The 26424-nt window shown below is 73.2% G+C and carries 25 protein-coding genes; 15 read left to right on the top strand and 10 right to left on the bottom strand.

Features of this window, described 5'->3' with window-relative positions:
• The first annotated feature begins 20 nt into the window (after nucleotides 1–20).
• Both K7C98_RS24890 and K7C98_RS24895 read left to right on the top strand, forming a co-directional pair.
• A complete protein-coding gene (locus K7C98_RS24890) occupies nucleotides 21–683 on the top strand; it encodes a hypothetical protein (RefSeq protein ID WP_224194251.1) in 663 nt (220 codons plus the stop codon).
• A 10-nt stretch (nucleotides 684–693) separates the two neighbouring features.
• Nucleotides 694–1521 carry a hypothetical protein gene (locus K7C98_RS24895; RefSeq protein ID WP_224194252.1) on the top strand — a complete coding sequence of 276 codons (828 nt, stop codon included), beginning with the start codon at nucleotides 694–696 and terminating at the stop codon, nucleotides 1519–1521.
• A gap of 19 nt (nucleotides 1522–1540) precedes the next feature.
• On the opposite strand, the gene K7C98_RS24900 is transcribed toward K7C98_RS24895, so the two are convergent.
• Together K7C98_RS24900 and K7C98_RS24905 are read right to left on the bottom strand one after the other, a co-directional pair.
• Nucleotides 1541–2011 (bottom strand): hypothetical protein, encoded by a 471-nt coding sequence (locus tag K7C98_RS24900; RefSeq protein WP_224194253.1) that lies wholly within the window; start codon nucleotides 2009–2011, stop codon nucleotides 1541–1543.
• Between the two features lie 45 nt (nucleotides 2012–2056).
• The gene (locus K7C98_RS24905) at nucleotides 2057–3271 is read right to left on the bottom strand and encodes a zinc-dependent alcohol dehydrogenase (RefSeq protein WP_224194254.1); all 1215 of its coding nucleotides are present in this window, start codon (nucleotides 3269–3271) and stop codon (nucleotides 2057–2059) included.
• A 174-nt stretch (nucleotides 3272–3445) separates the two neighbouring features.
• Between K7C98_RS24905 and K7C98_RS24910 the strand changes: the two genes are divergently transcribed.
• Both K7C98_RS24910 and K7C98_RS24915 read left to right on the top strand, forming a co-directional pair.
• Nucleotides 3446–4489 carry a glycosyltransferase family 4 protein gene (locus tag K7C98_RS24910; RefSeq protein ID WP_224194255.1) on the top strand — a complete coding sequence of 348 codons (1044 nt, stop codon included), beginning with the start codon at nucleotides 3446–3448 and terminating at the stop codon, nucleotides 4487–4489.
• 3 nt (nucleotides 4490–4492) lie between these two features.
• Complete coding sequence (locus K7C98_RS24915) at nucleotides 4493–6667, top strand: amylo-alpha-1,6-glucosidase (protein WP_224194256.1); 2175 nt, start codon at nucleotides 4493–4495, stop codon at nucleotides 6665–6667.
• A 13-nt stretch (nucleotides 6668–6680) separates the two neighbouring features.
• Here the strand turns inward: K7C98_RS24915 and K7C98_RS24920 are convergent, their stop codons facing one another.
• Entirely contained in the window at nucleotides 6681–7427 is a 747-nt protein-coding gene (locus tag K7C98_RS24920; protein WP_224194257.1) for a hypothetical protein, read from the bottom strand.
• Nucleotides 7428–7880: 453 nt separating this feature from the next.
• On the opposite strand from K7C98_RS24920, the gene K7C98_RS24925 reads away from it, so the two are divergent.
• A complete protein-coding gene (locus K7C98_RS24925; protein ID WP_224194258.1) occupies nucleotides 7881–9110 on the top strand; it encodes an MFS transporter in 1230 nt (409 codons plus the stop codon).
• A gap of 323 nt (nucleotides 9111–9433) precedes the next feature.
• On the opposite strand, the gene K7C98_RS24930 is transcribed toward K7C98_RS24925, so the two are convergent.
• Nucleotides 9434–10513, bottom strand: coding sequence for an STAS domain-containing protein (locus K7C98_RS24930; protein ID WP_224194259.1), 1080 nt, complete (start codon nucleotides 10511–10513; stop codon nucleotides 9434–9436).
• A 350-nt stretch (nucleotides 10514–10863) separates the two neighbouring features.
• Between K7C98_RS24930 and K7C98_RS24935 the strand changes: the two genes are divergently transcribed.
• Nucleotides 10864–11889: a hypothetical protein gene (locus tag K7C98_RS24935; RefSeq protein WP_224194260.1), complete on the top strand. Its 1026-nt coding sequence runs from the start codon at nucleotides 10864–10866 to the stop codon at nucleotides 11887–11889.
• Here the strand turns inward: K7C98_RS24935 and K7C98_RS24940 are convergent.
• Nucleotides 11862–12362 carry an HIT family protein gene (locus K7C98_RS24940; RefSeq protein WP_224194261.1) on the bottom strand — a complete coding sequence of 167 codons (501 nt, stop codon included), beginning with the start codon at nucleotides 12360–12362 and terminating at the stop codon, nucleotides 11862–11864. The genes K7C98_RS24935 and K7C98_RS24940 overlap by 28 nt on opposite strands.
• Nucleotides 12363–12496: 134 nt before the next feature.
• Between K7C98_RS24940 and K7C98_RS24945 the strand changes: the two genes are divergently transcribed.
• Both K7C98_RS24945 and K7C98_RS24950 read left to right on the top strand, forming a co-directional pair.
• Nucleotides 12497–14590 carry an SUMF1/EgtB/PvdO family nonheme iron enzyme gene (locus K7C98_RS24945; RefSeq protein ID WP_224194262.1) on the top strand — a complete coding sequence of 698 codons (2094 nt, stop codon included), beginning with the start codon at nucleotides 12497–12499 and terminating at the stop codon, nucleotides 14588–14590.
• 72 nt (nucleotides 14591–14662) lie between these two features.
• Complete coding sequence (locus K7C98_RS24950) at nucleotides 14663–15694, top strand: GAF domain-containing protein (RefSeq protein ID WP_224194263.1); 1032 nt, start codon at nucleotides 14663–14665, stop codon at nucleotides 15692–15694.
• A gap of 37 nt (nucleotides 15695–15731) precedes the next feature.
• Here K7C98_RS24950 and K7C98_RS24955 read toward each other — a convergent pair whose 3' ends face one another.
• A complete protein-coding gene (locus K7C98_RS24955) occupies nucleotides 15732–16253 on the bottom strand; it encodes a hypothetical protein (RefSeq protein WP_224194264.1) in 522 nt (173 codons plus the stop codon).
• A 218-nt stretch (nucleotides 16254–16471) separates the two neighbouring features.
• Between K7C98_RS24955 and K7C98_RS24960 the strand changes: the two genes are divergently transcribed.
• Nucleotides 16472–16813, top strand: a complete 342-nt coding sequence (locus tag K7C98_RS24960; RefSeq protein WP_224194265.1) for a hypothetical protein — start codon at nucleotides 16472–16474, stop codon at nucleotides 16811–16813.
• A 66-nt stretch (nucleotides 16814–16879) separates the two neighbouring features.
• On the opposite strand, the gene K7C98_RS24965 is transcribed toward K7C98_RS24960, so the two are convergent.
• Nucleotides 16880–17590 (bottom strand): hypothetical protein, encoded by a 711-nt coding sequence (locus tag K7C98_RS24965; RefSeq protein ID WP_224194266.1) that lies wholly within the window; start codon nucleotides 17588–17590, stop codon nucleotides 16880–16882.
• A gap of 140 nt (nucleotides 17591–17730) precedes the next feature.
• Between K7C98_RS24965 and K7C98_RS24970 the strand changes: the two genes are divergently transcribed.
• A complete protein-coding gene (locus tag K7C98_RS24970) occupies nucleotides 17731–19536 on the top strand; it encodes an NAD(P)/FAD-dependent oxidoreductase (RefSeq protein ID WP_224194267.1) in 1806 nt (601 codons plus the stop codon).
• Nucleotides 19537–19616: 80 nt separating this feature from the next.
• Here the strand turns inward: K7C98_RS24970 and K7C98_RS24975 are convergent, their stop codons facing one another.
• Both K7C98_RS24975 and K7C98_RS24980 read right to left on the bottom strand, forming a co-directional pair.
• Entirely contained in the window at nucleotides 19617–19979 is a 363-nt protein-coding gene (locus K7C98_RS24975; RefSeq protein ID WP_224194268.1) for a VOC family protein, read from the bottom strand.
• Nucleotides 19980–20206: 227 nt separating this feature from the next.
• On the bottom strand, nucleotides 20207–20803 hold the full coding sequence (locus K7C98_RS24980) for a hypothetical protein (protein ID WP_224194269.1): 597 nt from the start codon (nucleotides 20801–20803) through the stop codon (nucleotides 20207–20209).
• 154 nt (nucleotides 20804–20957) lie between these two features.
• On the opposite strand from K7C98_RS24980, the gene K7C98_RS24985 reads away from it, so the two are divergent.
• Together K7C98_RS24985 and K7C98_RS24990 are read left to right on the top strand one after the other, a co-directional pair.
• Nucleotides 20958–21464: a DUF1566 domain-containing protein gene (locus tag K7C98_RS24985; RefSeq protein WP_224194270.1), complete on the top strand. Its 507-nt coding sequence runs from the start codon at nucleotides 20958–20960 to the stop codon at nucleotides 21462–21464.
• A 25-nt stretch (nucleotides 21465–21489) separates the two neighbouring features.
• The gene (locus tag K7C98_RS24990; RefSeq protein WP_224194271.1) at nucleotides 21490–21990 is read left to right on the top strand and encodes a hypothetical protein; all 501 of its coding nucleotides are present in this window, start codon (nucleotides 21490–21492) and stop codon (nucleotides 21988–21990) included.
• Nucleotides 21991–22012: 22 nt separating this feature from the next.
• Here K7C98_RS24990 and K7C98_RS24995 read toward each other — a convergent pair whose 3' ends face one another.
• Nucleotides 22013–22630 (bottom strand): gamma carbonic anhydrase family protein, encoded by a 618-nt coding sequence (locus K7C98_RS24995; protein WP_224194272.1) that lies wholly within the window; start codon nucleotides 22628–22630, stop codon nucleotides 22013–22015.
• 71 nt (nucleotides 22631–22701) lie between these two features.
• On the opposite strand from K7C98_RS24995, the gene K7C98_RS25000 reads away from it, so the two are divergent.
• From K7C98_RS25000 to K7C98_RS43885, 3 genes are read left to right on the top strand one after another with little or no spacing between them, the layout of a single operon-like run.
• Nucleotides 22702–23871, top strand: a complete 1170-nt coding sequence (locus tag K7C98_RS25000; protein ID WP_224194273.1) for a hypothetical protein — start codon at nucleotides 22702–22704, stop codon at nucleotides 23869–23871.
• Nucleotide 23872: 1 nt separating this feature from the next.
• Nucleotides 23873–24931, top strand: coding sequence for a hypothetical protein (locus K7C98_RS44995; protein WP_346660298.1), 1059 nt, complete (start codon nucleotides 23873–23875; stop codon nucleotides 24929–24931).
• A 29-nt stretch (nucleotides 24932–24960) separates the two neighbouring features.
• Nucleotides 24961–26421 (top strand): AAA family ATPase, encoded by a 1461-nt coding sequence (locus tag K7C98_RS43885; protein WP_346660299.1) that lies wholly within the window; start codon nucleotides 24961–24963, stop codon nucleotides 26419–26421.
• The last annotated feature ends 3 nt before the right edge of the window (nucleotides 26422–26424 follow it).

Raw genomic sequence — 26424 nt, forward strand, 5'->3', positions numbered from 1 at the left:
CTTGTGCCAGGCTCGAGAGCATGTCCCTTCCGCGCGCGCTGCTGCCCCTCCCGCTCGCCCTCGCGTGCACGCCGGCCCCGTATGGCGGCAGCGACGGCAGCGACACCTCGGCGGCGCTCGACGTGCCCGCCCCCGCGACCACGCTCCCCGCCCCGACCACGACCACCGGCACGACCACCGAAGATCCGCGCCCCCCGAAGTTCGACCTGCCGCCGACCGATCCGCTGAGCATTCGCTTTTGCCGCCCCGACGCGCCCCCGCCGGGCACCCTGGTCGTCGGCAACAGCGAGCTCGGCCCCTTCGTCGCCCGGCGCGCCTACTTCGATCGGAGTCAGGGCGGGCGCGTGCTCCTGCTGTTCCTCTCGCCGGAGGCCGACGCGGTCGTCGAGATCGAGCACCACGACGGGCGGAGCGGCCCAATCTTCTACGGAGAGCTCGCCAGCGGCCCCACGAAGGACGGCTGGCTCGGCACGTGGACGCTCGAAGGCGGCGTCTATGCCGACGGCATGGCCGCCGCTTCGCAGCTCCCGCCCACCGTCACCCTCAGCGAGTTCGCCGGCACCTGGCACGACTACGATCCCGCCGATCCCCCGCGGCTCGTCGGCACCCTCGTCGGCGACATCCACGGCACCTTCGACGCAGTCTACTGCGACGACATCTTCCTGAGCCTTATCCCCGACTGATCGAGGATTCATGCGCGCACGCTACCCACGACTCATCATTTCCCTCGTCCTCACCGCCTGCACCGATCGTCCGCTCGGCGACACCGAGACCGACAGCACCAGTCCGAGCACCAGCGACGCACCACCCGGCACCACCGCCAGCCCCGGCACCACCGCCAGCCCGGGCACCACCACCAGCCCGGGCACCACCGCCGTGCCCACCACGAGCGAGCCGACCACCACCCCCGTGCCCACCACCGTCGAGCCGACCACCGACGCGCCGCCGCTGCCCACCACGGGGACCACGACCGGCGGCGACGACTCGGCCGGCACCACCGTCGAGCCGGGCACCACCGGCATGAAGCTCGACATGTTCGTGCCCGGCGGCCCCGACCTCCACGGCTGCGTCCTCGACGCCCCGCCCGGCACGATGGTGAGCGGCACCTCCCAGCTCGGCCCCTTCACCGCCCAGCGGGCCTATTTCGGGTGGATCGGCTTCAGCGGCGCCGCCTTCGAGCCGCGGCTCCTGTTCGTCTCGCCCGAGGCCGACCCTGCCGTCGAGGTCGAGGTGACGATCGGCGGCACCGGCGCGATTCTCCACGGCGGCGTGAGCACCGACCCGTTCAACGAGGGCGGCTGGATCGGCACCTGGGGGGCGTCCCTCCAGATCTCCGACAAGAACCAGCACGTCTCCGCCACGCGCCCCGACTCCGTCGTCATCGAGGCGCTCGCCGGCAACTGGGACGAGTTCGACCCCGCCGACCCCCCGCGCCTCCTCGGCAAGTTGGAGGGCGCGATCGCCGGCCCCTTCGACGCCGTGTTCTGCGACGAGCTCATCGACGAAGTCATCGTCGAATAGCGCGGCGAATCATCGCACCTCAGAATCGCAGCACCAGCCCGCCGGGCCCCAGGCCGAGCTGCGGCGCCCGCTCCGGCCGGCGCTGATACATCAACCGGTCGGTGTAGATCGCCGCCGGGATGAGCGCCGCCACCGCGAGCGCGGCGAAGATCGGCGCCGCGATCAGCGAGGCGCGGCGCTCGGGGCAGTCGCGCACGTAGCTGCCGGAGTGCGTGTCGCCGCAGGTCCCGAGCACCACCAGCGGGATCGCCGTGCCGACCAGCCCGAGGCCGGCGAACGTCCACGCCACCCCGGCCTGGATCTTCGTCTTGCGCCGCTGCGCTCGCCACACGTGCTCGGGGACCACCGGCGGCAGCAGGTCGGGCGGCGTCACCGCGACCATCGGCGTCGGCGCGGTCGGAGGCGGCGGCCCCTCGCTGTCGGGGCGCACCATCTCCTGCTCGGAGGGCGGCGCGGCGATCGCCACGTCCGGCGCCAGCCAAGCGGCCACACCGACAGCCAGCGCGCAGCGCCGCATGCCCCTCACCTCGATCCCTCAGCCGGCAGGCCGCAGCTCGACCTTGAGCCAGCCGGGCTGGCGCAGGTCGAACGCCTTGTAGGCCGCGATCACGTCGCTGAGCGGCTCGACGCGGGTGATGAATTGCAGCGGGTCGACGGTGCCGCTGCGGACCAGGTCGAGCAATTTGGGGATGTACTTGCGGTGGTGGCAATTGCCCATCTTCACCGTCAGGTTCTTGTTCATCGCCTGGCCGATCGGGAAGAAGCGGGCGGTCTGCGGGTACACGCCGACGATCGACAGCGTCCCGGCCTTCGCCAGCGCCTCGACCGCCCACTCGAGCGCCTGCGACGGCGCGTCGCCCGGGTGCCAGTGCTCGCCGTCGGGCTTCGCGTGCGGCGCGACCTCCTCGATCTCGCGGGAGTGTTGGTCGTACTTGCGCTCGGCCTCGGCGCGGGCGGCCCCGCGGTGCGCGTGGCAGGCGTCGACGCCGACGGCATCGATCGCGCGGTCGGGGCCGATCCCGCCGGTCAGCGTGCGCAGCGTCTGGACCGGGTGGTCGACGTCGAAGTTGATGATCTCGGCGCCTTGCGACTGCGCCATCGCCAGGCGCGACGGCTCGTTGTCGACCGCGAAGATCCGGCCCGCGCCCATCAGCTTGGCGCTGAGGATCGCGAACTGACCGACCGGCCCGCAGCCGAACACCACCACCGTGTCGCCGTCCTTGATCTCGGCGTATTCGGCGGCCATGTAGCCGGTCGGGAAGATGTCCGACAGCAGCAGCGCCTGGTCGTCGGTGACCTGCTGGGGCAGCTTCACCAGGTTGACCGCCGCGAACGGGATCCGGGCCATCTCGGCCTGCAGGCCCTGGAACGGCCCCGTCTCCGCCGGTCCGCCGAAGAACGCGGTGCCCGCCTGCGGCCCGTGGGGATTGGCGCTGTCGCACTGGGCGAAGTACCCCGCGCGGCAGTACGAGCAATAGCCGCAGGCGATCGTCGACGGGATCACCACCCGGTCGCCGACCTTGAAGTTGCGGACCTCCTTGCCGAGCGCCTCGATCACGCCGACGCCCTCGTGGCCGAGGATCGTCCCCTTCTTCATGCCGGGCATGCTGCCGCGGATCATGTGAAGATCGGTGCCGCAGATCGCGCTGGCGGTCAGGCGGACGATCGCATCGGTCGGCTCGCGCAGCTTTGGTTCGGCGACATCCTCGAGTCGGATGTCACCCACGTCTCGGAACACGACGGCTCGCATGGCGGGCATATGCGACGTCTTGCGGCGACGGCAACCCGCCCCGTCACTCGCGTGACGCGGAGCGCCGGCGCGTCCGTTCAGCCCGCTCTGCCGCCGACGCCCGCGCCGGTTGCCGGAGCGACGAATCGCGCTAGCCTGCCCCCGCCCCGTCGTCGCGGGGTTCGGAGGTCGCGCATGCGCATCGCGCAAGTGGCACCGCTGCAGGAGAGCGTGCCGCCCCACAAGTACGGCGGCACCGAGCGGGTCGTCTCCTATCTGACCGAGGAGCTCGTGCGCGCGGGGGCCGATGTCACGCTGTTCGCCTCCGGCGACTCGTGCACGCGCGCCGAGCTCGACCCGATCTGCGAGCGGGCCCTGCGGCTCGACCCGCGTCGCCCGGACCCGCGGGCCCCGACCATGCGGCTGCTCGAGCGCGTCGCCCGGCGCGCCCGCGAGTTCGACGTCGTCCACTTCCACATCGACTACCTGCATTTCCCGCTGTGCCGGGCGCTCGGCCTGAGGCAGCTGACCACGCTGCACGGCCGCCTCGACATCCGCGAATATCAGGCCGTCTACGACGAGTTCGCCGACATGCCGGTGGTCTCGATCTCGCTGGCCCAGCGCCGCCCGCTGCCGCAGGCGCAGTTCGTCGGCAACGTCTACCACGGCCTCCCGCTCGACCTCTACCGCTTCGAGCCCGAGCCCGACGACTACCTCGCGTTCATCGGCCGGGTCTCGCCGGAGAAGCGGGTCGACCGGGCGGTGGCGATCGCCCGCCGGCTCGGCATGCGCCTGCGGGTCGCCGCCAAGATCGACCGCCCCGAGCGCGCCTACTACGAGCGCGAGATCGCCGATCTGTTCGCCGATCCGCTGGTCGAGTACGTCGGCGAGATCGGCGAGGCCGACAAGGGCGCCTTCCTCGGCAAGGCCCGCTGTCTGCTGTTCCCCGTCGACTGGCCCGAGCCGTTCGGCCTGGCGATGATCGAGGCCATGGCGTGCGGCACGCCGGTCGTCGCATTCCGCTGCGGCTCCGTGCCCGAGGTCGTCGACGAGGGCGTCACCGGCTATTGCGTCGACTCGGTCGAGGCCGCCGTGGCGGCGACGGCGCGCGCGGCGGAGCTCGATCGTCGACGCTGCCGCGAGCGGTTCGAACGACGCTTCAGCGCCGAGCGCATGGCCCGCGAGTACCTGCGCCTCTATGGTGCGCTCGCGGAGGACCGCGGTCCCGTGGCCGCCTGAGCAATGACCAGACCCGCGGAAGACGAAGAGGATCGGTTCCAGATCCTCGCAACCGCCTCGCTCACCTTGAGCGGCGCGCGCGTGCTCAAGCAGGGCGACACCTTCGCCGTGTTCGACCGCTTCGGCGACATCCGCCCGTGGGGCGTCCTCGGCGCGCAGGGCCTCTACCACGACGGCGCCCGCTTCCTGTCCGCGCTGCGCCTGCGCCTCGAGGGTCAGCCGCTGCCGCTGCTGAGCTCGACCGTCGGCGACGACAACATCGTGTTCGTCGTCGACATGATGAACCCCGACCTCCCGCCCGGCGGCGAGCTGCTCGTCCACCACGGCACGCTGCACGTCGCGCGCGAGAAGTTCTTGTGGCAGGCCGCCTGCCACGAGCGGATCCAGATCACCAACTACGGGCCGTCCGCCGTCGAGATCGACCTCGAGGTCGCCTTCGCCGCCGACTTCGCCGACGTGTTCGAGGTCCGCGGCACCCGGCGAGACCGGCGCGGCACCATTAAGTCACCTGAACTTTCAGACAGCTCCGTCGTCCTCGCCTACACCGGCCTCGACGGGCTCGAGCGACGCACCCGGCTGGCCTTCGACCCCGCGCCCCAGGTCTGCGCGCCCGACCGCGTGCTCTACCGCCTGCACCTCGCTTCCATGGCCACCCGCGAGATCCACCTGACCGTCGCCTGCGAGGTCGGCGACGACGCGCCCGCCGTGCCCCCGAGCTTCGACGCCGCCCGCGCCGAGGCGGTCGGGGTGCTGCGCGGGTTCGCCGTCCACGACTGCACCGTCGACAGCTCGAGCGAGCAGTTCGACGACTGGATCTGCCGCTCGCTCGCCGACCTGCGCATGATGATCACGCGCACCCCCTCGGGCCTCTATCCATACGCCGGCGTGCCGTGGTTCTCGACCCCGTTCGGGCGCGACGCGATCATCACCGCCCTCGCCGCCTTGTGGGTCAGCCCCGACCTCGCGCGCGGCGTCCTGCGCTTCCTCGCCGCCACCCAGGCCGACCGCATGGACCCGGCCGCCGACGCCGAGCCCGGCAAGATCATCCACGAGATCCGCAGCGGCGAGATGGCCGCGCTCGGCGAGATCCCGTTCCGCCGCTACTACGGCAGCGTCGACTCGACCCCGCTGTTCGTCGTCCTCGCCGCCGCGTACCACGAGCACACCGGCGACGGCGCCACGATCGCCGAGCTGTGGCCGCAGATCGAGCGCGCCCTGATGTGGATCGAGCGCTACGGCGACCTCGACGGCGACGGGTTCGTCGAGTACGGCCGCAGGTCCGAGCACGGCCTGCTGCACCAGGGCTGGAAGGACTCGCACGACGCGATCTTTCACGCCGACGGCAGCCCGGCCGAGGGCCCGATCGCGCTGTGCGAGGTCCAGGGCTACGTCTACGCCGCCTGCGAGGGCGGGGCGCGCCTGGCCGAGCTGCTCGGCGACGACGGCCGCGCCCGGATCTTGCGCGCCCGCGCCGAACGCCTGCGCGCCCGCTTCGACGAGGCGTTCTGGTGCGAGGAGCTCGAGGGCTACGCGCTCGCGCTCGACGGCGCCAAGCGGCCGTGTCGCGTGCGCACCTCGAACGCCGGCCAGTGCCTGTTCAGCGGCATCGTCCTGCCCGAGCGCGCGCGCCGGCTCGCCGACCGCCTGCTCGCCGAGGACATGTTCTCCGGCTGGGGCATCCGCACCGTCAGCACCCGCGAGCGGCGCTACAACCCGATGTCCTACCACAACGGCTCGATCTGGCCCCACGACAACGGCCTTATCGCCCTCGGCCTGTCGCGCTACAACCTCACCGACCACGTCCTGCGCGTCATGCAGGGGCTGTTCGAGGCCACCCAGCACTCCGAGCTCAGCCGCCTGCCCGAGCTGTTCTGCGGCTTCACCCGCCGCCCCGGCGCCGGCCCGACCAACTACCCGGTCGCCTGCTCGCCGCAGGCGTGGGCCGCCACCACTCCGCTGCTGTTGCTGCAGGCGGCCCTCGGCATGACCGTCGAGGGCGCCGAGGGCCGCGTCCGCTTCCTCCGCTCGGCGCTCCCGCCCGCGCTCGAGCGGATCTCGATCCGCAACCTCCGCGTCGGCGCCGGCACCGTCGACCTCGCCCTCCACCGCCACCCCGAAGACGTCGGCATCCACATCATCGGCCGTCGCGGCCCGGTCGAGATCGTCGGCATCAAGTAATACAGCGCCGCGCTCACTCGAACACGACCTCGAGCCCGGTCTGCATCGGGTACGCCAGCGCTTGCTCGCCGACGACCTCGTTGCCCATGGCCGTGCCGCCGTCGATCACGCAGCTGCCTTCGGGTCCCGGGACGCAAGTGCACGGTTCGCAGTCGACCACCGCATCGTGGGCACGCGCGACCACCGTGTACGTGCCCGCCGGGGCCTGGGTCGCGGCGGCGCACTCCGGGGCGCAGCCGCCCTCCGGGCACTCGGCCGGCAAGGTGACGTCGGTCCAGACGCGTCCGCTCCACTTGCTGGCGAAGGTGCCGCCGGGCTCGAGCTGGAGCACGTCGCTGGGGCCGCAGCCGGACGGGCAACCGCACCCGCCGGACAGGATCTCGTCGCAGCTGTTCTCGCAGACGTCCTTGTCGATCCTGACCGCGACGTCGTTCGCGTCGCGCAGCCCGAACGGCAGGATGGGCGAGCAGTTGAGGTCGAGGTTGATGAACAGCCGCGTGGCGCCGTTGTTGCGCAGGGTGACGTCGACCGCCGGCCCGATGTCGGTGACCGAAGGATCGACGCAGGCGGACTCGCCGGTGGTCGGCGCGGTGGTGCCGTCCGTATCCGTCGTGGTGCCGGTGGTGGGTCCGCCGTCCGTGCCGGGCGGATCGGGGGACGTCGTGTCGGTCACGGTGCCGTCGGTGTCGACACCCTTCTCGCCGCACGCGGCCGCGAGGGCGCCGAGGAGCACAAAATTCAGGCGAATGTAGTAGTGCATTCCCGGAGTCTACCCGTTCCCGATCGCGGCCGCTCGAGGCGCATCCGACGTGCAAAACAGCGCGCGCGGCGAGGCCGTGCGGCTGAGGAGCGCGCAAGCGCCCGAGCCCCGGCACGGGCGACAGGACCGAAAGGGCATGCCCGATCGGCCATGCCCTTTCAGTCATGCTCGTCATGACATGTCCGATCGCCCACCCCTCCCCCAGGCACAGCGCCTCCTCGGCGGTCCATCTCCACCCGCGAGCTGGATCTACGCCTGGGCGACCTCGCCCGGCGCGGCGCTGGGCCACGCCGACTCGGCCGCGCGACCCGCTCTCCGCGCCCTCGCCGCTCGCGCCGACCTCGCCGTGACTCGCGGCCGCGCCCGTGTTTCGCCGCGCGCATGCGGCCCAGCGCACGCGCCCCGGCTGTCGCTTCGCGCCCCCGGGCTGCCACGCTCGCGTATCATCGCCCGATGTCCGCGCCGGGCCTGCTCGCCAACCGAGAATTCCGGCGCCTGTGGCTCGCCCTCGCCGTCTCGTTGTTCGGCGACTGGTTCACCTACGTCGCCGTCGGCACCCTCGCCCTGTCCGAAAGTACAGGTCTCTACGGCGTCGCCGCCGTGCTCGTCGCCCACACCTTGCCGCGGGCCCTGCTGGCCCCGTTCGCCGGCCGGCTCGTCGACGGCCGCGATCGCCGATCGATCCTCGTCGCCGGCAGCCTCCTGCGCGCGCTCGTCGTCCTCGTCATGATCGCCGTCGTCGGCGGCGAAGGCACCGGCGCGACCGTCCTCGCCGGCCTCGTGTTCGTGCGCATGGCCCTGTCGGCCTTCACCGATCCGGCCGCCAGCGCCGCGCTGCCGCAGCTCGTCCCGCCCGCCCAGCTCGGGGCCGCCAACGCCCTCCTCGGCGCCACCTGGAGCGCCATCTTCGCGCTCGGCGTCGCCGCCGGCGGCCTCGTCACCGCCTTCGTCGGCCCGCGCGGCGCCCTCGCGATCGACGCCGCCACCTTCGTCGTCGCCGCCCTGCTGTTCGCCAGCTTGCCGCGCCTGCGCCCGGGCGAGCGCACCACCAGCGGCGACGCCTCGGCCTCGGTCGTCGCGCCGGACTTCCTCGCCGCCTGGCGTCGCACCTGGCGCGACCCGCCGGCCCTGCAGGCCGCCCTCGCCAAGATCCCCGTCGCCCTCGCCAACGGCGGCGCGTGGGTCCTGCTGCACGCCGTCGCCGCCACCGAGAGCGCCGCCGACGTCGCCGTCACGCTCGGCCTCATGCACGGCGTGCGCGGCCTCGGCTCCGGCGTCGGCCCGCTGCTGTGGGCTCGCTTCACGCGCCTGCGCGGCACCGTCTTCGGCCTCCACCTCGCCACCGGCGTCACCCTCGCGGCCGTCGCCCTGTTCACCGTCGTCGACGCCCCCGCCCTCCTCATCCTCGCCTCCGTCCTGTGGGGCCTCGGCATGGGCGCCACCTGGGTCACCTCCACCACGCGCATTCAGCTGCTCACCCCCAACGCCCTCCTCGGCCGTCTCGCCGCCATCGACCTCATGGGCCACACGATCGCCCAGTGCCTCGGCGGCCTGCTCGGGGCCATCGTCGCCGACGCCGTGCTCGCCCCCGCCGGCGCCGGATGGTTCGGCGCCGGCGCCGGCCTGCTCGCCTGGGCCCTGCTCGCCCTGCTCGTGCGCACGCGCGGCCCGTCGCCGCAATGATCGGACCGCCGCGCTCGACGAATCGGGGCCGCGCGCGAGTGTCAAGAATCGTCAGACGCTCCATTCATCGCACGAATCGCTGAATCACCGCACCGCCGAGCCTCGCCGCTGATCGCTCTCGCGGCGACCCGGCGGCGTGGACCGTGTGGCGTCAATCGGGAATCGGAGCACGCGAAGGAGGTCCGCCCTACCACTTTGGGCGCCGTCCGCGGCATTGCCGTTCGGGACGCCGCGAGAGCCTACCATCTTGGCCCTCACCACCGCCGGCCGCAAGCCCGCGCAGCCGCGCGCCTGGGCCTTCTCGCCCCCGGTGAGCGCCGCCGCTACCCGCGTCTCGCCGCCACGTTCGGCCCTGCCGACGCCCCGAGGCACGCGCGGAGCCCCTCTTCGAGGTTGCGCAGGGTCGTCAGCCTGCCGAGGTCGACGCCGAGCGACACGAGCGTTTGCGACACCGCAGGGCGGATCCCCGTCACCACCACCTTCGCCCCGAGCAGCCCGACCGCGCGGACGATGCGGAGCAATTGCTCGGCCGTCGTCGTGTCGACCAGGTCGACCGCCGTCAGGTCGAGGATCACGTGCTGTGTCGCGCTGCCCTCGATCGCGTGCAGCAGGCGGTCCATCAGCGCCGCCGCGCTGCTCTCGTCGAGGCTGCCCATCACCGGCACTGCCAGCACCCCGCTCCACACCTGCAGGATCGGCGCCGACAACGTGCGCAGCGCCTGCTCCTGCTCCTGGATCAGCAGCAGCTTCTCGCGCAGCTGCTGCTCCGAGCGCGCCCGCTCCTCGACCTCCGTCTTGACCCGCTGCAGCGCCACCGCCAGGTCGGCGCTCGTCGCCTGCCCGGCCGCGAGCAATTGTTGCATGCGCGCCTCGAGCGGCGTGTCGGTCGGCCGCACCACGAATTCATCGTAGTCGGCGCCCGTCGCCGCGAAGCTGGTCTGTTCGGCCCAGCACGGCGTCTCGAACAGCCGCGCGGTCAGCCCGGCCAGCTTGCCGGCCACCATCGCGCAGCCCCAGTTGACCCCCAGCGCCCGCTGGTACAGCGCCTCCCATCCGTTGGTCACGCGGTAGTAGGCCTCCTGGCCCGCGCGGTCGAGCCGCAGCAGCTCCCAGCGGCCCCAGCCCGCCGGCCAGGCGATGCTCTCCATCCGCTTGAGCCCCTCCTCGAACGTCGGCGCGCTGCTGACGACGCCCCAATCGCCGTCGACGCTCTGCTGCCCGCCGAGCTGCAGGCACAGGTTGAAGCGCTCCACCCCGACCATCGTGCACAGGCCCGACATCAGGCCCGCCACCGACGTCGAGATCCACATGCTCAGCGTCGGCACTCCGGCCCACAGGTTCAGGCCGCGTCGCAGGTCCCACTCGATGTCGAAGCCGATGTTGATCCTGGGGTTGTCGACCATGGAGGGCCTATGTTTATACCGTCGGGGACCTCCGTGGCGCGGATCATTTGTGCGCGCGTCGCCGCGCCGGGGTCGCGAGCCCGGGCGTCCGCGATTGCGACGCCATTCGCCGCTCGCCGCGCCGGCCGCCGCACAATGTAGGCACGGCTCCGTCGAGCGGCATTCGCCGGCCTCTCCCGGCGAACTCTCGGCCCTCGCGCATTGCTCAATCCCCTTTCGCGCCTGTCCGCGCCCGACGAATGTCCCCACTCACCGGCACTCCGCTTCGCCGACTCGCAGCCCCGACTGGCGGCGCGCCCGCCCCGCCCGGCCCCTTTCGATCCGCCCGCGCATGCGGTTATCCTGCCCGCGTGCGCCTCGCCGCACCCGCAGCCCTGCCCGCGCCGGCCCGCCTGGGCGCGACCGCCTCGCTCGTCCTCTCGCTCGCGTGCGGCGCCCCTGTCGTCCCGGACGCACCGCCACGCCCCTCCGGCGATTCGCCCCCCGCCCAGGAATCGCCGCAGAACACCGTTCTCTCGGCAATCGATACCCCGCGCGACGACCCGGCCGTGCATCACGACGACTTCGCGCGCTCCGTCCTCTACACCTGGACCACCCGCGAGCAGATCGACGCTCTCCGCGCCTCGCATCGCCTGCTCGTCGCCGACGGCGACGTCGGCGAGCGCTCCCCGTACCTGCGGGCCCTCGACGTCCTCGTCGGCGCCGGCCACCCGCTCGCCGCCGTCCTGCGCGATCACCCCCGGCATCGCCGCCGCCGCTACGCCTGGACCAGCCCGCTCGCCACCACTCTCGGCCTCGGCGCGCGCCGCTACGGCGACGCCCTCGTCCGCATCGACCTCGCCCCCGACGCGCTGATCGTCGCCGTGCGCCCGCGGGCCGCCGAGCCGTTTGTCCTCGTGGACATGTCCGGAAGGCCAGTCGATCTGTCCGTCGCCGTCGCCGACCCCGGGCGGATCGGCGCCGTCTACCACGTCCGCGACGGCCCCGACGACCCCGTGGCCTTCCGCGAGTACATCGTCTGCAACGAGTCGAAGATCGCCGAGTGGTCGGTCGCCACCCCGGCGATCCGCGCCCGCGTCGACGCCGACATCGACCTGCTCGAGTCGCTGCGCCGCGGCGACCTGGCCCACTTGCCGGCCGAGGCCGTGCGCGCCCCCGCGGCCGCGAGCTGGGCCAGCGCCGCCCCGCGCCCGACCCCGCTCGACCGCTGGCACGCCATCCTCGCCTTCGACAACGAGCGTTACCGGCCGACCCCGAGCAACCTCGCCGCGGTCGCCGAGGCCCTGCGCGGCTACGATCCCGCCGGCGCCCCGCTCGTGCACCGGCCCGCCGTCGCCTTCCCCGCCGATCAGCTGGCGTCCCACGCCGCGCAGTAGCTGGCGCGCAGCGCCTCCCACTCCTCCGGCGTCCCGACGTAGATCCCCTCGGCCCACGAGAACACGTCGCTCGGGCGGTCGTCGGCCTCGTACAGCGGGATCACGTGCACATGCAAGTGGCGCGACGTCTGCGTCAACTCGCCCGCGCTGCTGCCCGTCGACGCCACGTAGCAGCGACGCGGCCGCATCACCCGCTCGACCATGCGCGCCGCCTGGTGGGCCAGCTGATTGGCGCGGGCCCACAGCGCCGGGTCGACCTCCGCGAACGACGTCACGTGCGGCTTCGGGACCACCATCACATGGCCCCAGCGCCGCACGTAGCGGGGCAGCATCACCAGCATCGTCGCGTCCTCGGCGATCGCATAGGTCGCCCCGACCTCGCGCCGCACGATCGCGCACATCAGGCACTCGGGCGTCCCGCCCTCGGCCTCGATCTGCCGCAGCGCCTCGGCGCGTGGAATCAGCGTCGGCATGACCTGTCGCTCCGCCAGTGTCTCACGGCCCTGCCCCGCGACGCATCGGGGACTCCGCGCATTCCCGCCGCCGGCGTGACCTTCGGGCCGCGCCCGCGCCCGCGCACGCCGGCCGCCCGTGATAGCGTCGGCGCATGACCTCGCGCTGGATCGGCCTGCTCGTGCTCCTCGCATGCACCCCGCACGAGCACCCGCGCGAGCCGCAGAGCCCGTGTCCGCCCGGCATGGCCCTGATCGAGGCCGACCCCGCCGGCGCCCCCGCGGGCGACCGCTTCTGCATCGACACCGCCGAGGTCATCACCGCCACCTACGGCGCGTGCGTCAAGAACGGCGCCTGCACCCCGGCGAGCCTCGGCGACGGCAAGGCCTGCAACCTCACCCGGGCCGACCGCGGTGACCACCCGATCAATTGCGTCGACCTCGAGCAGGCCCGCGCCTATTGCAACTGGGTCGGCAAGCGCCTGCCGACCGACGTCGAGTGGTCGCGGGCCGCCCGCGCCGGCGGCTGGCGCGGGGTCGCCACGCCGCCGGACCCGACCCGCGCCTGCGTCCGCGACGGCGATCCGTTCACCTGTCCCGTGGGCCAGTTTCCGGCCGACGCCGGCGGCGTGTTCGACCTCGTCGGCAACGTCGCCGAGTGGACAGTGGCCGGCGACGGCAGCCGGCTGCGCGACGGCAGCTGGCGCGACGACCCGCCGCTCGACTCCGTCCAACCTCCGCCGCCCGCCCCCTCCCCGACCAGCGGCATCCGCTGCGTCGCCGCCCCCTTCTCCGACGTCTTCATCCCCGACGTCGACAACTGGGACGTGCACAGCCCCGGCGCCCATTCGCTGGCGATCCTCGCCCCCCCGGCCCCGCGCCACCCGCCGGAGCGACCGCTCGCCAACCTCGCCCTCATCCACCACGGCGAGGGCAACCACGAGGCGCGGCGCTGGTGGCCGCTCGGCGACGACTGGCTGGTCGGCACCGACGGCACGCCCGACCTCGGCCTGACCGGCGCCATCGAGCGCCACGCCTTCCCCGAGGGGCTGCGGGAATTCGTCCCCGTGCGCCTGCTCGGCGACGACGCCCTGCTCATGCAGGGCGGCTGGGGCAGCAACCACCGCTTCGTCGCGGTCGACCGGGCCACCTACAAGATCGACTGGCAGATCCCGTTTTCCAACTACGGGAGCACCTACGAGCAGTTCGTCGCCCCGCGCACCTTCGTCGCCGAGATCTACGGCCAGCAGGCCGACGCGATCGTCGGCTTCGGCCTCGAGGACGGCCGCGAGCTGTGGCGGCTCACCGGCGGCGAGCAGGAGAAGTTCACCCGCGCCAGCAAGCTGTGGACCGACGGCGAGCGCGGCTACGTGCTCGGCGACCGCGGCCTGCTCGCCTTCGATCCCGTCACCGGCGTGATCCTCTGGTCCGGCGTCCCCGTCGCCGACGGCTGCGGCGTCGCCACGGGCAGCGGCGCGCTGATCGTCGAGGACCTCGGCGGCGACGGTCACCACCGGCTCGACCCGAGCAGCGGCGCCGAGCTCGGGCGGATCGCCCACGGCAACGCGCGCTGCCTGTGGCGCGCCGCCCTTTCCGAGGGCAGCGTCGCATCGGCTGTCCTCGAGGACAGCCGCCTGCTCGCCTTCGACGCCCCCGACAGACGCGGTCAGGTCACCCTGCGGGCGCGCGATGTCGTCAGCGGTCGCGAGCTGTGGCGGCGCGACGGCCTCGACCCGTACGTGCTGCTCGCCGACCACGACGCTGTCTACGTCACGCGGGCCGGCGAGGTGCTGGTCGCCCTCGACGCGGCCACGGGCGTCCCGCAGACCGAGATCTCGCTGGCCGGGGAGGTCTCTCTCAGCCTGCTCGCCGGCGGTGGTCCGCGCGGCCCGCTGCTGTTCGCTCGCGGCAACTTCTCGCACACGTGGCTGCTCGGCCGCGCCGAACAACCGTCCGCTCCCGAGCCGTACACCGTACGGGGTCGGCTCGTCCCCGACGGCGTGTCACGGAGCCGCGTCTCCGGCGTCAGCGTGCGAATCGGCGAGAAACGGGTCCGCAGCGACGCCAACGGCCGCTTCACGGCCCGCGGCGTCACGCGTGGGGCCATCGCGGTGGCGCCCGGCAACGACAAGGGCCCGCGCGAGCCGGGCGGAACGACTGTCCGCTTCGACCCGGTCACCGTCGTGCTCGACGGCCGCGGCGCCTACGACATCGGCGACGTCTCCCTGTATCATTGGTACACCGAATGAGCGCTAGCGCTCGTATCGGTGCACCGCCGACATTTCCGCCGCTTCGCCCCGGTGTGATAGAGGGGGTGGACGATGGTGGACGAGACGCGACAGGACCTCGCCTTGGAGCGCGAGGCCGTGCTGCAGCGGCACGACGAGCTGTTGCTGCGCCTGAGCAGGAGTGATGCGATCGACGGCGGCGACCTCGACCGCGCGCTGCCGCTGCTCACCGAGGTCGCCGCCGAGGGCCTCGCCTGCGAGCGGAGCTCGGTCTGGCTCTACACCAAGGACCAGATCGCCATCGAGTGCCAGGACCTCTACTGCCGCGGCCCGCACGCGCACACCGCCGGCGAATTGCTGCAAGCGCGCGACTATCCGGCCTATTTCCGGGCGCTCGCCGAGTCGCGCACGATCGCCGCGACCGACGCCGCCAACGACCCGGCCACCCGCGAGCTCGCCGCGACCTACCTCGCCCCGCACGGCATCGGCGCGCTGCTCGAGGCGCCGATCCGCCGCCGCGGCCGCCTCGTCGGCGTGCTGTGCAACGAGTACGTCGGCCCCGCGCGCCGGTTCTCGCGCGACGAGCAGATGTTCGCCGCCGCCGTCGCCGACGCCGTCGCCCGCGCCCTCGACGCCGAAGGCCGCCGCCGCGTCGAGGACGGCCTGGCCCACGCCAAGGCCGCGCTCGAGCAGCTCGACCGCGAGAATCGGGCCCTCATCACCCGCCTGCGCCGCTCCGTCGAGCGATTGTCCACACCTGTCCTCGAGGTCTGGAGCGACGTCCTCGCCCTGCCGATCATCGGCATCCTCGGCGAGGAGCGCAGCGCCCAGATGACCGAGCGCCTGCTCGGGGAGCTCGCCCGCACCCGCGCCCGCCACGTCATCCTCGACCTCACCGGCCTCGACGACTGCGACGAGCAGACCGCCGCCGCCATCGGCGTCATGGCCCGCGCCGTCCGCCTCCTCGGCGCCGAGTGCACTCTCAGCGGCGTGCGCCCCGACCTCGCCCGCACCTTCGTCGACCTCGACCTGAACCTCGGCGGCCTGCGGATCCTCCGCGACATGCGCCACGCCCTGCAGGACGTCGTGGTCCGCCGCGCCGCCCAGCTCGCCCCGCGCCCGTAGCCGCCGCGCCTCGTCGCGACCTGTCCCGCAGGACAGCTCAGTTCTCCCAGTAGCAATAGCCCGACTGGCACACCATCCCGTCGGGACAGATCTGCCCGCCGGCGCAGTACAGCGCGCAACCGTTGCCGCCGCCGCCGAAGATCGGCGCGCACACCGGCACGGCGGTGCCGGTGGCCGGCGGCGCGAAGCAGTCGCACACGTCGACGCAGTCGCGGATCCCGCAGACATTGAGCGCGCCGCTGGTCGGCGCCAGGCACAGCAGCATCCCGGCCGCGCCGCTCTCCTGCCAGCCGCAGGCCGTGTTGTCGATCAGGTTGCCGTCCTGGCACTTGGCCCAGTCGCCGATCGCGTGGCTGTCACACTCGTCGGCGGTGGGCATCGTCATCGGCCCCGCGGTCGTCGTCGCCCCGGTCGTCGGGCCCGTCGAGCCGGTGTCGCCGGTCGACGTCGAGGTCGAAGTCGACATCGGCGCCGCGGTCTCGGTCGGCTCCTCGACCTGACCCTGACAGGCGAACGACAGCGAGAGCACGAGCGAGGCGGCGCGACGCGAGACGGACATCGCCGCGATCCTACCCGAGTCGCGGCCGCCGACGCCGGGCCCGCCGCAGACCCGCACGCCGCCGGCCCCGGCCCCCGCAGGCCCCCTGTCGCCACGATCACACGCCCCGTGAATCGCCGTGCACGCCCGCATGATCGCCCGCCTCGCGCGCCCGCGCCCGCAGCCGCCGGTCCGATCGGCGGTGGGATGCCCCGGACCTGTCGCCCAGAAAGCCCCGCGTGAACCACCTCGTCCGCACCCTCGCCGTCCTCGCCGTCCTGGTCGTCCCCGAGCGCGCGCGCGCCGACGACGACGACTACAGCGGCAACAACTACGGCCGCATCGACCTCATCCACCTCGACAGCGGCCACCAGGGCCGCGGTCCGTGCCTGCAGATGAAGCCGTCGATCCCCGGCAAGTCGGCCTGGGCCTGCCTGTGGCGCAACAACCCGCTCTACACCGAGCTGCGCGAGCTGATCCAGGCCGCATTCATCACCGGCAAGCGCTGCATCGTCTACTGGAGCGCGGTCGATCCCTCCAGCCACAAGACGATCGACCGCGTCGAGTGCTGGCGCACCTGAGGGCAGGTCGACATCGACATGGCGCCCAGGACATGCCCCGAAGCGCATGTCCTCTCGTGCACCCGCTCAGCAGCAGCAGCCGCCGCCGCACGTGAGCGGCGTCCCGGCCGTCGGGATGTCGACCGGCGCCGAGCAGCCGTCCTCGTTGCACGCCTCGACGCGGATGTAGGCGACCGTGAACGCGCACATGCCGTTGCACATGTCGATGTCGTTGCACACGTCGGCGATCATCGTCACCGCCCCGACGTCGTGGACCTGCTCGGGGTTGATCGAGCACTTCCAGCGCACCTGATAGTAGGTCGCGCCCGGCACCTCGTCCCACGAGATCCACCACGGATCGCAGCAATCGCAGGTCTGACAGCCGGCCAGCATGTCCGGCGGCGGCGGCTCCACGCCGCTGCCGGTCGTCGTCGAGCTGCCGCCCGTGCTTGTCGTCCCCGGCTCGCCCGTCGTCGTCGTCGTCGTCGTCGTCGTCGTCCCCGTCGTCGTCGTCGTCGTCCCCGTCGTCGTCGTCCCGGTCGTCCCCGGCTCGCTCGTGCCGGTCATCGTCGTCGCCGGTTCGGTGGTCGACGTCGTCGGGCTCTCGGCCGCCGTGCCCTCGGTCGTGCCGCTGGTCGTCGGCACCCCCGTGCTCGTCGTCGTCGTCGCCGGGGTCGTCGTCGCCGTGGCGCCCGTCGTCGTCGACGTCGTCCCGAGGGTCGCGGTCTCGCCGCCGGTTTCGCCGCACGCGGGTGAGAGGAACAGGACGGACACGAACAACCAGCCGCGGGACATCACGGGGCCGAGGATATCCCGGCCGCCGGGACCGAACGCGGGCGTCTTCCTGCTGCGCTCGAGCGCCCGTGCGCGGCCCCGCGGGCGCGAGAACGCACGCACCATCGCCGGCGCGCTCCGCTATCCTCCCCCCGCTCGCGCTCATGTCCCAAGAACGCCCTGATTCGTCGCCAGCCCCCCGCTTCGACATCGTGATCGGCGGAGGCGGCCTCGCCGGTCTCACCCTGGCCCGCCACCTCCGCCGCGAGGTCCCCGAGGCGACGGTCGCCGTGATCGAGCGCCAGCGCCGGCCGCTGCCCGTCGCCGCGCACAAGGTCGGCGAGTCCTCGGTCGAGCTGGGCTCGCACTACTTCAGCGTCGTCCTCGGCCTCGACGGCTACCTGCGCGAGAAGCATTACCTCAAGAACGGCCTGCGCTTCTACCCCGGCGGCGGCACCACCCACGCGCTCGAGCACCGCACCGAGATCGGCCCGCCCGAGCGCGCCAAGGTGCCCTCGTTCCAGCTCGACCGCGGCCGCCTCGAGCAAGATCTTCGGGACATGAACGAAGAGGCAGGCGTCACCCTGATCGAGGGCTGCGTGGTCAAGGACGTCGCGCTCGCCGAGGGCGACGGCGACCACCTCGTCCACGTCGAGTCCCACGGCGGCGGCGACCCCCGCACGCTGCGCTGCGGCTGGTTCGTCGACGCCAGCGGCCGCCGCGGCCTGCTGCGCGCCAAGCTCGGCCTCACCCGCCCGAGCGGCCACCTCGCCAACGCCGCCTGGTGGCGCGTCCCCGGCCGCGTCGACGTCGCCGACCTCGTGCCGGCGAGCGCCACCGCGTGGCACCAGCGCGACCCCGAGCACATCCGCTGGTTCTCGACCGTCCACTTCATGGGCCCCGGCTACTGGCTCTGGTACATCCCGCTCGCCCCCGGCGACGACGGCCAGGCCCACACCTCGATCGGCATCGTCGTCCACGACGAGCTGCACCCGTTCGACACCATCCGCACCCGCGAGCGCGCGCTCGCGTGGGTCGAGAAGCACGAGCCGCGCTGCCACGCGCAGATCAAGGACCTGCCGCTGGTCGACTTCCTGTGCCTCAAGCACTACAGCCACGCCACCGCGCGCATGTTCTCGCCGCAGCGGTGGTCGCTGGTCGGCGACGCGGGCGCCTTCTCCGACCCGTTCTACTCGCCGGGCTCCGACTTCATCGCCCTCGCCAACTCGTTCACCGTCGAGATCGTCAAGGCCTACCTGCGCGGCGGCGATCATGCCGCCGTCGCCGAGCGCTTCGACCGCGTCTACCTGCAGTTCTTCGACACCACCTGCGAGACCTACCGCAAGGCCGCCCCGGTCTACGGCAGCCCGCGCGTGCTGCCGGCCAAGGTCTACTGGGACGACTTCGTCTACTGGTCGTTCGTCTGCCAGTACTTCTTCCGCGGCCTCTACCGCCTGCCCGGCGACCAGCACGAGCGCTTCGAGGTCCTCGGCCGCGAGTTCGCCGCCCTGCAGTTCCGCGCCCAGAAGCTGCTCGCCGAGTGGGCCCGCCGCGCCGACAATGTCCCGCGCGAGGCCCACGTGCTCCTGCCGGTGATCCCGTCGATGCTCGCCAACCTCTACCTCGACCTCACCCGCGACATGAGCCCCGACGAGGTCCACGCGTACATGCGCGACAAGCTGGAGCTGGCCGGCGAGGTCCTGAGCGAGCTGGCCCTGCGCGCCCTCGCCGAGGTCACGCCCGAGCAGCGCGACGAGCTGGCCGGCCTCCTCGACCTGCCGGGCTGGCCCGTCCGCCCCCGGCCGGCCCGCCTCGCCGCCGAGGCCGACGTCGGCGGCAAGCGCCGCCGCGCCCTCCCGCCCGTCATCCGCGACATGGAGCGCACCCTCGGCCGCGTCCCCGGCGAGCACGACGCCGCCGCCCTCGCCGCCCTGGTCGACCGCGCCTTCGCCCCTCGGGCCGCCGGCTGACGTGCACCTCGAGGCATGTCCAATCGGACATGCCTCATCGTTTATGCCCCCACGGACATGTCCGTCAGGGCATGTCTCCCTCACCCGTCGCGGCGGCGCGGGCAGCCGACCTCGACCGCGTAGCCGTCGGGCGCGCGGCAGTAGATCCGGGTGCTGCGGTTGTCGGTCTCGACGGGCGTGACCGCCAGGCCGGCCGCGCTCGCGCGCGCGTGCGCGGCGTACACGAGCGCGACGTCCTCGACGAGGAAGCCGAGGTGGAAGCCCTCGGGGTACGCGACCGCGTCGCGCCGCTGGAGGACCAGCACGAAGCCGGCGCCGTCGCCGAGGATCGCGATCGCCGGGGAGCGCCGGTTCGACTGCAGCACGAGGCCGAAGATCTGCTCGAAGAATTCGACGCTCTGCGCGACGTCGGTGACCTGAAGGTCGAGGTGATTCAATTGCATGGTGAGCCTCCCGGGCGCGGAGCGCCCTGAAACGGCCGTGGGAACTCACCCTCGCGGGGGGACATCGACCCGCAGGAGCGCGGGCTGACCGGGGCTCACCGAACCGGTCCACCTTTTTCGGCCGCCCCCAGGCTACCCGCCGCCGACCCCCCGCGCAAGCGCCTGCCGCTCGCCGGCGATCGCACCTGCCTCTCGGGACAGGTCCCGGAGACGCGACCCCGGCCCGCTCAGCGCACGAAGTTCAGGTGGTAGTGCGGCGTGCTGGTGCGGCTCTCGTCGACCACCGCGATCCCGCGGGCCTTCGCCAACCGCTTGAGCGCCGCCCGCTCGCGCTTGTCGAGCCCCGTGCAGCGCACGTCGACCGCGCCCTCGCGCAGGTGCTTCGACACGTAGTCGCCGGCGGCCACCTGCGCGCGGATCACCGTCGTCAGGGCCGCCAGCGCCGCCGCGCGTCCGCCCGCGCGCGCCTGCGCGTACGCCTCCGCGACCGCCCGGGCCGCCGACTTGTTGGCGTAGTTGCGGACCACGTCGTCGCCGCGCTCGAGGTTGCGGAGCATCAGCTCCGCCTGCACCTCGGGCCGCCGCGTGCCGTCGGTGATCACCAGCGGCTTGCCCGTCGCGCGGCGGAACGCCGCCGCCAGCTCGGCCAGGCGCGGCTCGATCGCCGGCGGCACCTCGACCCCCGGCGCCGCCGAGTAGTCGCCGGAGACCGCCGCCCGCTCGGCCTCGATCGGCCCCGCGGCGTCGCTGCTCGCCAGTTGCACACCCGCGCCCGCCGGCTCACCCGCCAGCGCCCACAGCAGCGCGATCGTCCCGGCGCCCATCGCCGCCACCATACCGCAGCGCGACCCCCCGCGGCGCCGGCTCACTCGCCCTGCCGCCACGACCCGAATCCGCCCCGCCGCGCTCCGACAGCCCGCGCAGTTTCGCGCCGTCACCGCGCTGGCGGGTCCTGCGCGACCTGTTTACCCTCTCCCCGTGCACGCGCGCCCGCTCCTCGCCCTCGCTCTCCTGTGCGCCTGCGGCTCCGAGGCGGCCAAGACCGCCCCCGCGGCGGCTCCTGCTCCGCCGGCCGAGCCCGCGACCCCGCCGCCGGCCAGGAGCGAGCCGTTCGCCGAGCCCAGGTTGAACCCGCCGCCGCCGCCGGACGGCGCCGCGCTGCTGCCCGACCGCAAGAAGCCGATCTACGTCCAGCGCTGCGATCCCGGCCACCCCTGCCCCGACCTGCTGCAGCCTGCGGGCGAGACGCACTGCCGCGACCTCGAGCTCGGCGGCTTCGAGCACTGGCGCCTGCCCGACCGCGACGAGGTCAAGCGCCTCGGCGAGATCGCCGGCCTCGAGCAGGCCGAGGGCTTCCACTGGACCCGCACCGCCTTCGCCGAGGACGCCGCGCAGGCCTGGATCGTCGACCCGAAGTCGGGCCAGGAGACCACCATCCCGCGCAATCGCAAGCCGTTCCGCGTCCGCTGCGTGTTCGAGCCCTGAGCCGCGGCCTGCTATCGTCGCCTGCGTGCGCCGCCTCGCCGTCCTCCTCGTCCTCGCCGCCTGCCCCTCGCCGTCGCTCCCGGCGGTGACCGACAGCGCCGGCGGAGGCCAGCCCCCCACCTCGGCGGCGAGCACCACCGGCACCACCGGCTGCATGCGGAGCGGCGACTGCGACACCGACGCGATCTGTGTCGCCGCCTACGGCCCGACCACCGGCGAGCTCGGCGGTGAGCGAGGCCCGGCCGAGTGCGTCGAGGACAGCGCCTGCATCGGCGCGCTCGACCTCGGGCGCTGGTGCTTCGACCATCAGTCGTGCTGCGGCGACCTGCGCTGTCGCACCGCCGACGGCGTCTGCGAGCCACCTGACCTCGGGGTCAGCACCGGCGCGACCTCGACCGACGGCGACGGCGACACCACCACCACAAGCTCGACTTCGACCTCGACCTCGACCGACAGCGACGACGGCACCACCACGACCACCGGCACCTCGACCACCACGACCACCGGCACCTCGACGTCCGGCTGAGCCCGGTGGCGCGTCCGGCGCTTCAGCCGATCCGGTAGTTGTGGGCCAGGCGCACGTACTTGTGGGCCAGCCCGCGGTGCATCGCCTCGTCGGCGGCGGTCAGCGTGCGAATCACTTTGCCGGGCGCGCCGAGCACCAGCGAGTGCGGCGGCACCACGGTGCCGGCGGTGACCAGCGCGCCGGCGCCGACGATCGAGCCCTCGCCGATCACCGCGCCGTCGAGGATCGTCGCCTGGATCCCGACCAGCGTCCCGCCGCCGATCCGGCACCCGTGCACGACCGCCCGGTGGCCGATCACGACCTCCTCGGCGACGAAGGTCGGATCGCGATCGCCGAGGTGGATCACTGTGCCGTCCTGCACATTGCTGCGCTCGCGGATCTCGACGCGGTTGACATCGCCGCGCACGACGCAGCCGTACCAGACGCTCACGTCGTCGGCGAGCAGCACGTCCCCGATCACCGCCGCCCCCGCAGCGACGCGGACGCGCTCACCCACCTCCGGCGCGCGGTCGAGATAGCGCTCGACAATGGCCCCCGGGAAGCGGGCCCGCAGCGCGCTGGCGCGGGCCTCGGCCGCCGCGGCGCCCGCCGGAGGAGCTTCCACGCAGACGACCGAATCCACCACTGTTCGCGACGCCATGACGGCCCGGAGTCTACCCCCTCTCGCTCGAGGGCTTGCCATCCCCGCGTACGATCGCGTAGAAAAGCCGCGTGGCAGCGTCGACGCGATCCAAACCCGCCAAAAAGGCCACCAGCAAGGCCCCGGCCGCCAAGCCCACCAAGGCCAAGGTGAGCGCCAAGGCCAAGGTCAGCGCCAAGGCAGCCGCGACCAAGAAGGCCCCCGCCGCGGCCAAGAAGGTCGCCGCCGCCAAGCCCGCCGTCGCCAAGACGGCCAAGGCAGCCAAGCCGGCCAAGCCGGCCGCCGAGGAGCCGAAGAAGGCCAAGACCGCCGCCAAGCCGGCCAAGGCCGAGCCCGCGGCCAAGCCGGCCAAGGCCGCCAAGTCCAAGCCGGCCGCCGAGCCCAAGAAGGCCAAGGCGCCCGCCAAGACCGAGGCCGCCAAGCCCGCGCGCAAGCCGGCCAAGGCCCCCGAGCCCGAGTTCGAGGACGACACCGAGGAGCTCGACGAGGTCGAGGCGATCGACGACGTCGATGACGCCGGCGAGCTCGACGAGGTGACGGCCGACGAGGGCGACGAGGACAGCGAGCTCGAGCTGCCGCCGCGCGCCGCGCCTGCTGCGCCGCCGCTGTCCCCGCTGGTGCTCCAGCCCGTCGCCCCGCCGCCGCCCGCCGAGCGCAAGAAGAGCGTCCTGGAGATCGCCGAGGAGGACGACGAGTTCGACGACGAGCCGCCGCCGCCGAGCCTGGACAACCTGAGCGGGCTGCTGCAGCGGATCCACCACCTGGCGCAGTTCGGCAGCGAGACGGAGATCCGCGAGGAGCTGCCGCCGCTGGTCGAGCTGCTCGAGCAGATCGAGGACCCGGCCGTGCTGCCGCGCCTGCTCGACCTGCTCGAGGACAACGACCCGCACGGCGTCTACTGGAACATCCTCTATGTCCTCGAGAAGTTCGACGCCTACCTCGGCGTGCTCCTCGGGGGCCTCCCGTCGCTCTACCACCGCGCGCCGGAGTGGGCCTACACCTGCGTGATCCGCATCCTGCGCACCCGCGGCGACGAGGACGACTGCACCGCCACGTTCGAGCAGCTCATCAACGCCGGGCCGGCCGACACCCGCACCCTGATGCTGCAGATCCTCCGCGAGCTCAGCGAGCACCCCGAGACCGACGCCGACCAGCGGCAGAACATCGCCCGCACGATCACCGCGATCGGCGGCGACACGCCCGTCGCTGACGAGGTGCCCGAGCCGGCGCCGGCGAGCTGAGATGCCCTCGCGCTCCCGTCCGAGCCCCAAATCGCCCCGCACCGGCTCCGGCCGCGCCCCCCGGGGCGCCCCGGAGCCGGTCGCGTCGCCGTCGGTCACCACTCGCCTGGCCGCCGACGCGGAGGCCGAGGCGCCTCCCGTCGCCGTCGAGGCCGCCGGCCGGCGCCCCGGCCAGGTCTCGCCGCTCGGCCCCGAGCAGTGCACCGTCAGCGTCCGCGAGGACGCCCTGCCCGAGGGCCCCTCCGAGCTCGTGCTCGACCTGCGGATCGCCCCGCAGCACCGCGCCGCCATGGCCCTGCGCCGCGGCCTGGCCGAGCGCGCCCCCGGCTTCAACGTCGCCGTGGTCGGCCGCCGCGGCACCGGCCGCACCTTCACCGCGGTCGCCCTCGCCCGCGAGGAGGCCGCCCGCCGCCCGGCGCCGCGCGACCTGGTCCTGCTCGTCAATCCTCGCTGGCCTTTGGAACCTGTCCCGGCGTTCCTGCCCGCAGGGGCAGGTCCGGCCTTCGTCCGCGCCATGGAGGAGCTGCACGCCCGCCTCGAGGCCGCCGTCCACGAGGTGTTCGAGGGCCGCGTCCGCCACCGGCTGCAGGTCGAGATCCACCGCGAGCAGAGCGCCGCCGAGCGCAAGATCCACGACCAGCCGCCGAGCACGGCCTCGGCCTGGTCGCCGGCGACGACGGCTTCGACTTCGTCCCGCTCGACGACGACGACGACGACGCCGCCGCGGACGCCGCTGCTCCCGCGGCGAGCGACCCCGCGGCCGATCCCGCCGAGGCCGGCGAGGCCGAGGCCCGGCTCAACCGCCAGGTCCTCGACGCGATCGAGGCCGTGCGGCCGCACGTCGAGGAGACCCAGCGCCAGCTCGCCCTGCTCGAGGCCGAGATCCTGGCCTCGCTGCTGCAGCGCCAGCGCGCCGCCCTGCGCAACAACATCGCCGGCTGCTTCGCCCAGGTGCCCGAGCGCGCCTTGCCCACGGAACAGGTGCGAAAGTACAGCCAGCGGCTGCACGAGCACCTGCAGCAGGTCTACCACCTCGAGGAGGGCCACCACCTGCCGCTGACCAGCGTGCCGCTGCCGGCCGGTCTGGTCGTGCCGACCCTGCTCGTCACCAGCCGCCCCGACGACGTCGCGCCGATCATCCACGCGCAGAACGTCACCCTCTCGGGCCTGTTCGGCCGCGTCGTCGCCGGCTCGAACGACAGCCGCTACCCCGAGCCCGGCACGATCCTCGCCGGCGACCTGCACCGCGCCAACGGCGGCTTTCTCATCATCGACGCCGAGGCGCTGGTCAAGCGCGAGGCCGTCTACGAGCACCTCAAGGCCTGCCTGCTCGCGCGGGCGATCCAGCCGCACGAGGAGGACGAGGGCCCGAGCTTGCGGATCCAGCCGGTCGAGCTCGACGTCAAGGTCGTGCTCGTCGCCGACCCCGACCTCATCCATCAGCTGCAGGAGCTCGACCCCGAGTTCAGCCGCCTCTTCAAGATCAGGGCCGACTTCGAGGACGACATGTCCTTCGAGGAAGGTCTGCGCGTGTACCCCGGCGTGGCCGCCTGGCTGGCCTCGAACCGCGGCCTGTCCCGCTGCTCGCGCAGCGCCGTCGCCTTCCTGATGCAGTACGGCGCGCGCCTGGCCGAGGACCAGCACCGCCTCACCACCAACCTCGGCCTGCTCAGCGACCTCATCACCGAGGCGACCTCGCTGGCGCGCGACGCCGACGAGATGACCGAGGAGCACCTGCGCGCCGCGCTGCGCCTGATCCGCGACCGTCAGGGTCAGATGCGCGACCGCCTGCTCGACCTCCACCGCTACGGCCTGATCCGCGTCGAGGTCTCGGGCCAGAGCGTCGGCCAGATCAACGGCCTCGCCGTCGTGTCCGACGGCTTCCAGTCGGTCGGCCGCCCCAGCCGCGTCACCGCCGTCACCTACGCCGGCAGCCACGGCCCGCTCAACATCGAGCGCGAGGTCGAGATGTCGGGCCCGATCCACAGCAAGGGCGTGCTGATCCTGAGCGGCTACCTGCACGACCGCTTCGCCCGCGACTTCCCGCTCAGCTTCGGCGCCTCGGTGGTGTTCGAGCAGACCTACACCCCGATCGAGGGCGACTCGGCCTCCACCGCCGAGCTGTTCGCGATCCTCTCGAGCCTGTCGGGCGTGCCCGCGCGCCAGGACATCGGCATCACCGGCAGCGTCGACCAGCGCGGCCGCGTCCTCCCGGTCGGCGGGATCAACGAGAAGATCGAGGGCTTCTTCGAGGTCTGCCGCGCCCACGCGCTGACCGGCACGCAGGGCGTCGTCATCCCCGAGAGCAACGTCCGCAACCTCGTGCTCGGCGAGGACGTGCTCGAGGCGATCGCCCAGGGCCGCTTCTTCATCTGGCCGATCAGCACCGTCGAGGAGGGCGTCGAGCTCATCCTCGGCGAGCCCGCCGGCACGCCGACCGAGCCCGAAGACGAGGCCGCCGCCTTCCGCTACCCCGAGCGCACCGTCTACGGCCGCGTCGAGCGCCGGATCGCCCGCCTGCGCCAGCTCGCCTCGCCGCCGCGCGGCTGAACT

This window comes from Nannocystis pusilla (assembly GCF_020073745.1).
Taxonomy (GTDB): Bacteria; Myxococcota_A; Polyangia; order Nannocystales; family Nannocystaceae; genus Nannocystis; species Nannocystis radixulma.

Bases quoted from the DNA above. Each gene is read 5' to 3' on its own strand.
- K7C98_RS24930 (WP_224194259.1), bottom strand. From the start codon at position 10,513: ATGGTCGACAACCCCAGGATCAACATCGGCTTCGACATCGAGTGGGAC.
- K7C98_RS24895 (WP_224194252.1), top strand. From the start codon at position 694: ATGCGCGCACGCTACCCACGACTCATCATTTCCCTCGTCCTCACCGCC.
- K7C98_RS24890 (WP_224194251.1), top strand. From the start codon at position 21: ATGTCCCTTCCGCGCGCGCTGCTGCCCCTCCCGCTCGCCCTCGCGTGC.
- K7C98_RS24920 (WP_224194257.1), bottom strand. From the start codon at position 7,427: ATGCACTACTACATTCGCCTGAATTTTGTGCTCCTCGGCGCCCTCGCG.
- K7C98_RS44995 (WP_346660298.1), top strand. From the start codon at position 23,873: ATGCCCTCGCGCTCCCGTCCGAGCCCCAAATCGCCCCGCACCGGCTCC.
- K7C98_RS24950 (WP_224194263.1), top strand. From the start codon at position 14,663: ATGGTGGACGAGACGCGACAGGACCTCGCCTTGGAGCGCGAGGCCGTG.
- K7C98_RS24915 (WP_224194256.1), top strand. From the start codon at position 4,493: ATGACCAGACCCGCGGAAGACGAAGAGGATCGGTTCCAGATCCTCGCA.
- K7C98_RS24995 (WP_224194272.1), bottom strand. From the start codon at position 22,630: ATGGCGTCGCGAACAGTGGTGGATTCGGTCGTCTGCGTGGAAGCTCCT.
- K7C98_RS24940 (WP_224194261.1), bottom strand. From the start codon at position 12,362: ATGCCGACGCTGATTCCACGCGCCGAGGCGCTGCGGCAGATCGAGGCC.
- K7C98_RS24905 (WP_224194254.1), bottom strand. From the start codon at position 3,271: ATGCGAGCCGTCGTGTTCCGAGACGTGGGTGACATCCGACTCGAGGAT.
- K7C98_RS24970 (WP_224194267.1), top strand. From the start codon at position 17,731: ATGTCCCAAGAACGCCCTGATTCGTCGCCAGCCCCCCGCTTCGACATC.
- K7C98_RS24975 (WP_224194268.1), bottom strand. From the start codon at position 19,979: ATGCAATTGAATCACCTCGACCTTCAGGTCACCGACGTCGCGCAGAGC.
- K7C98_RS24925 (WP_224194258.1), top strand. From the start codon at position 7,881: ATGTCCGCGCCGGGCCTGCTCGCCAACCGAGAATTCCGGCGCCTGTGG.
- K7C98_RS24955 (WP_224194264.1), bottom strand. From the start codon at position 16,253: ATGTCCGTCTCGCGTCGCGCCGCCTCGCTCGTGCTCTCGCTGTCGTTC.
- K7C98_RS24945 (WP_224194262.1), top strand. From the start codon at position 12,497: ATGACCTCGCGCTGGATCGGCCTGCTCGTGCTCCTCGCATGCACCCCG.
- K7C98_RS24980 (WP_224194269.1), bottom strand. From the start codon at position 20,803: ATGGGCGCCGGGACGATCGCGCTGCTGTGGGCGCTGGCGGGTGAGCCG.
- K7C98_RS24910 (WP_224194255.1), top strand. From the start codon at position 3,446: ATGCGCATCGCGCAAGTGGCACCGCTGCAGGAGAGCGTGCCGCCCCAC.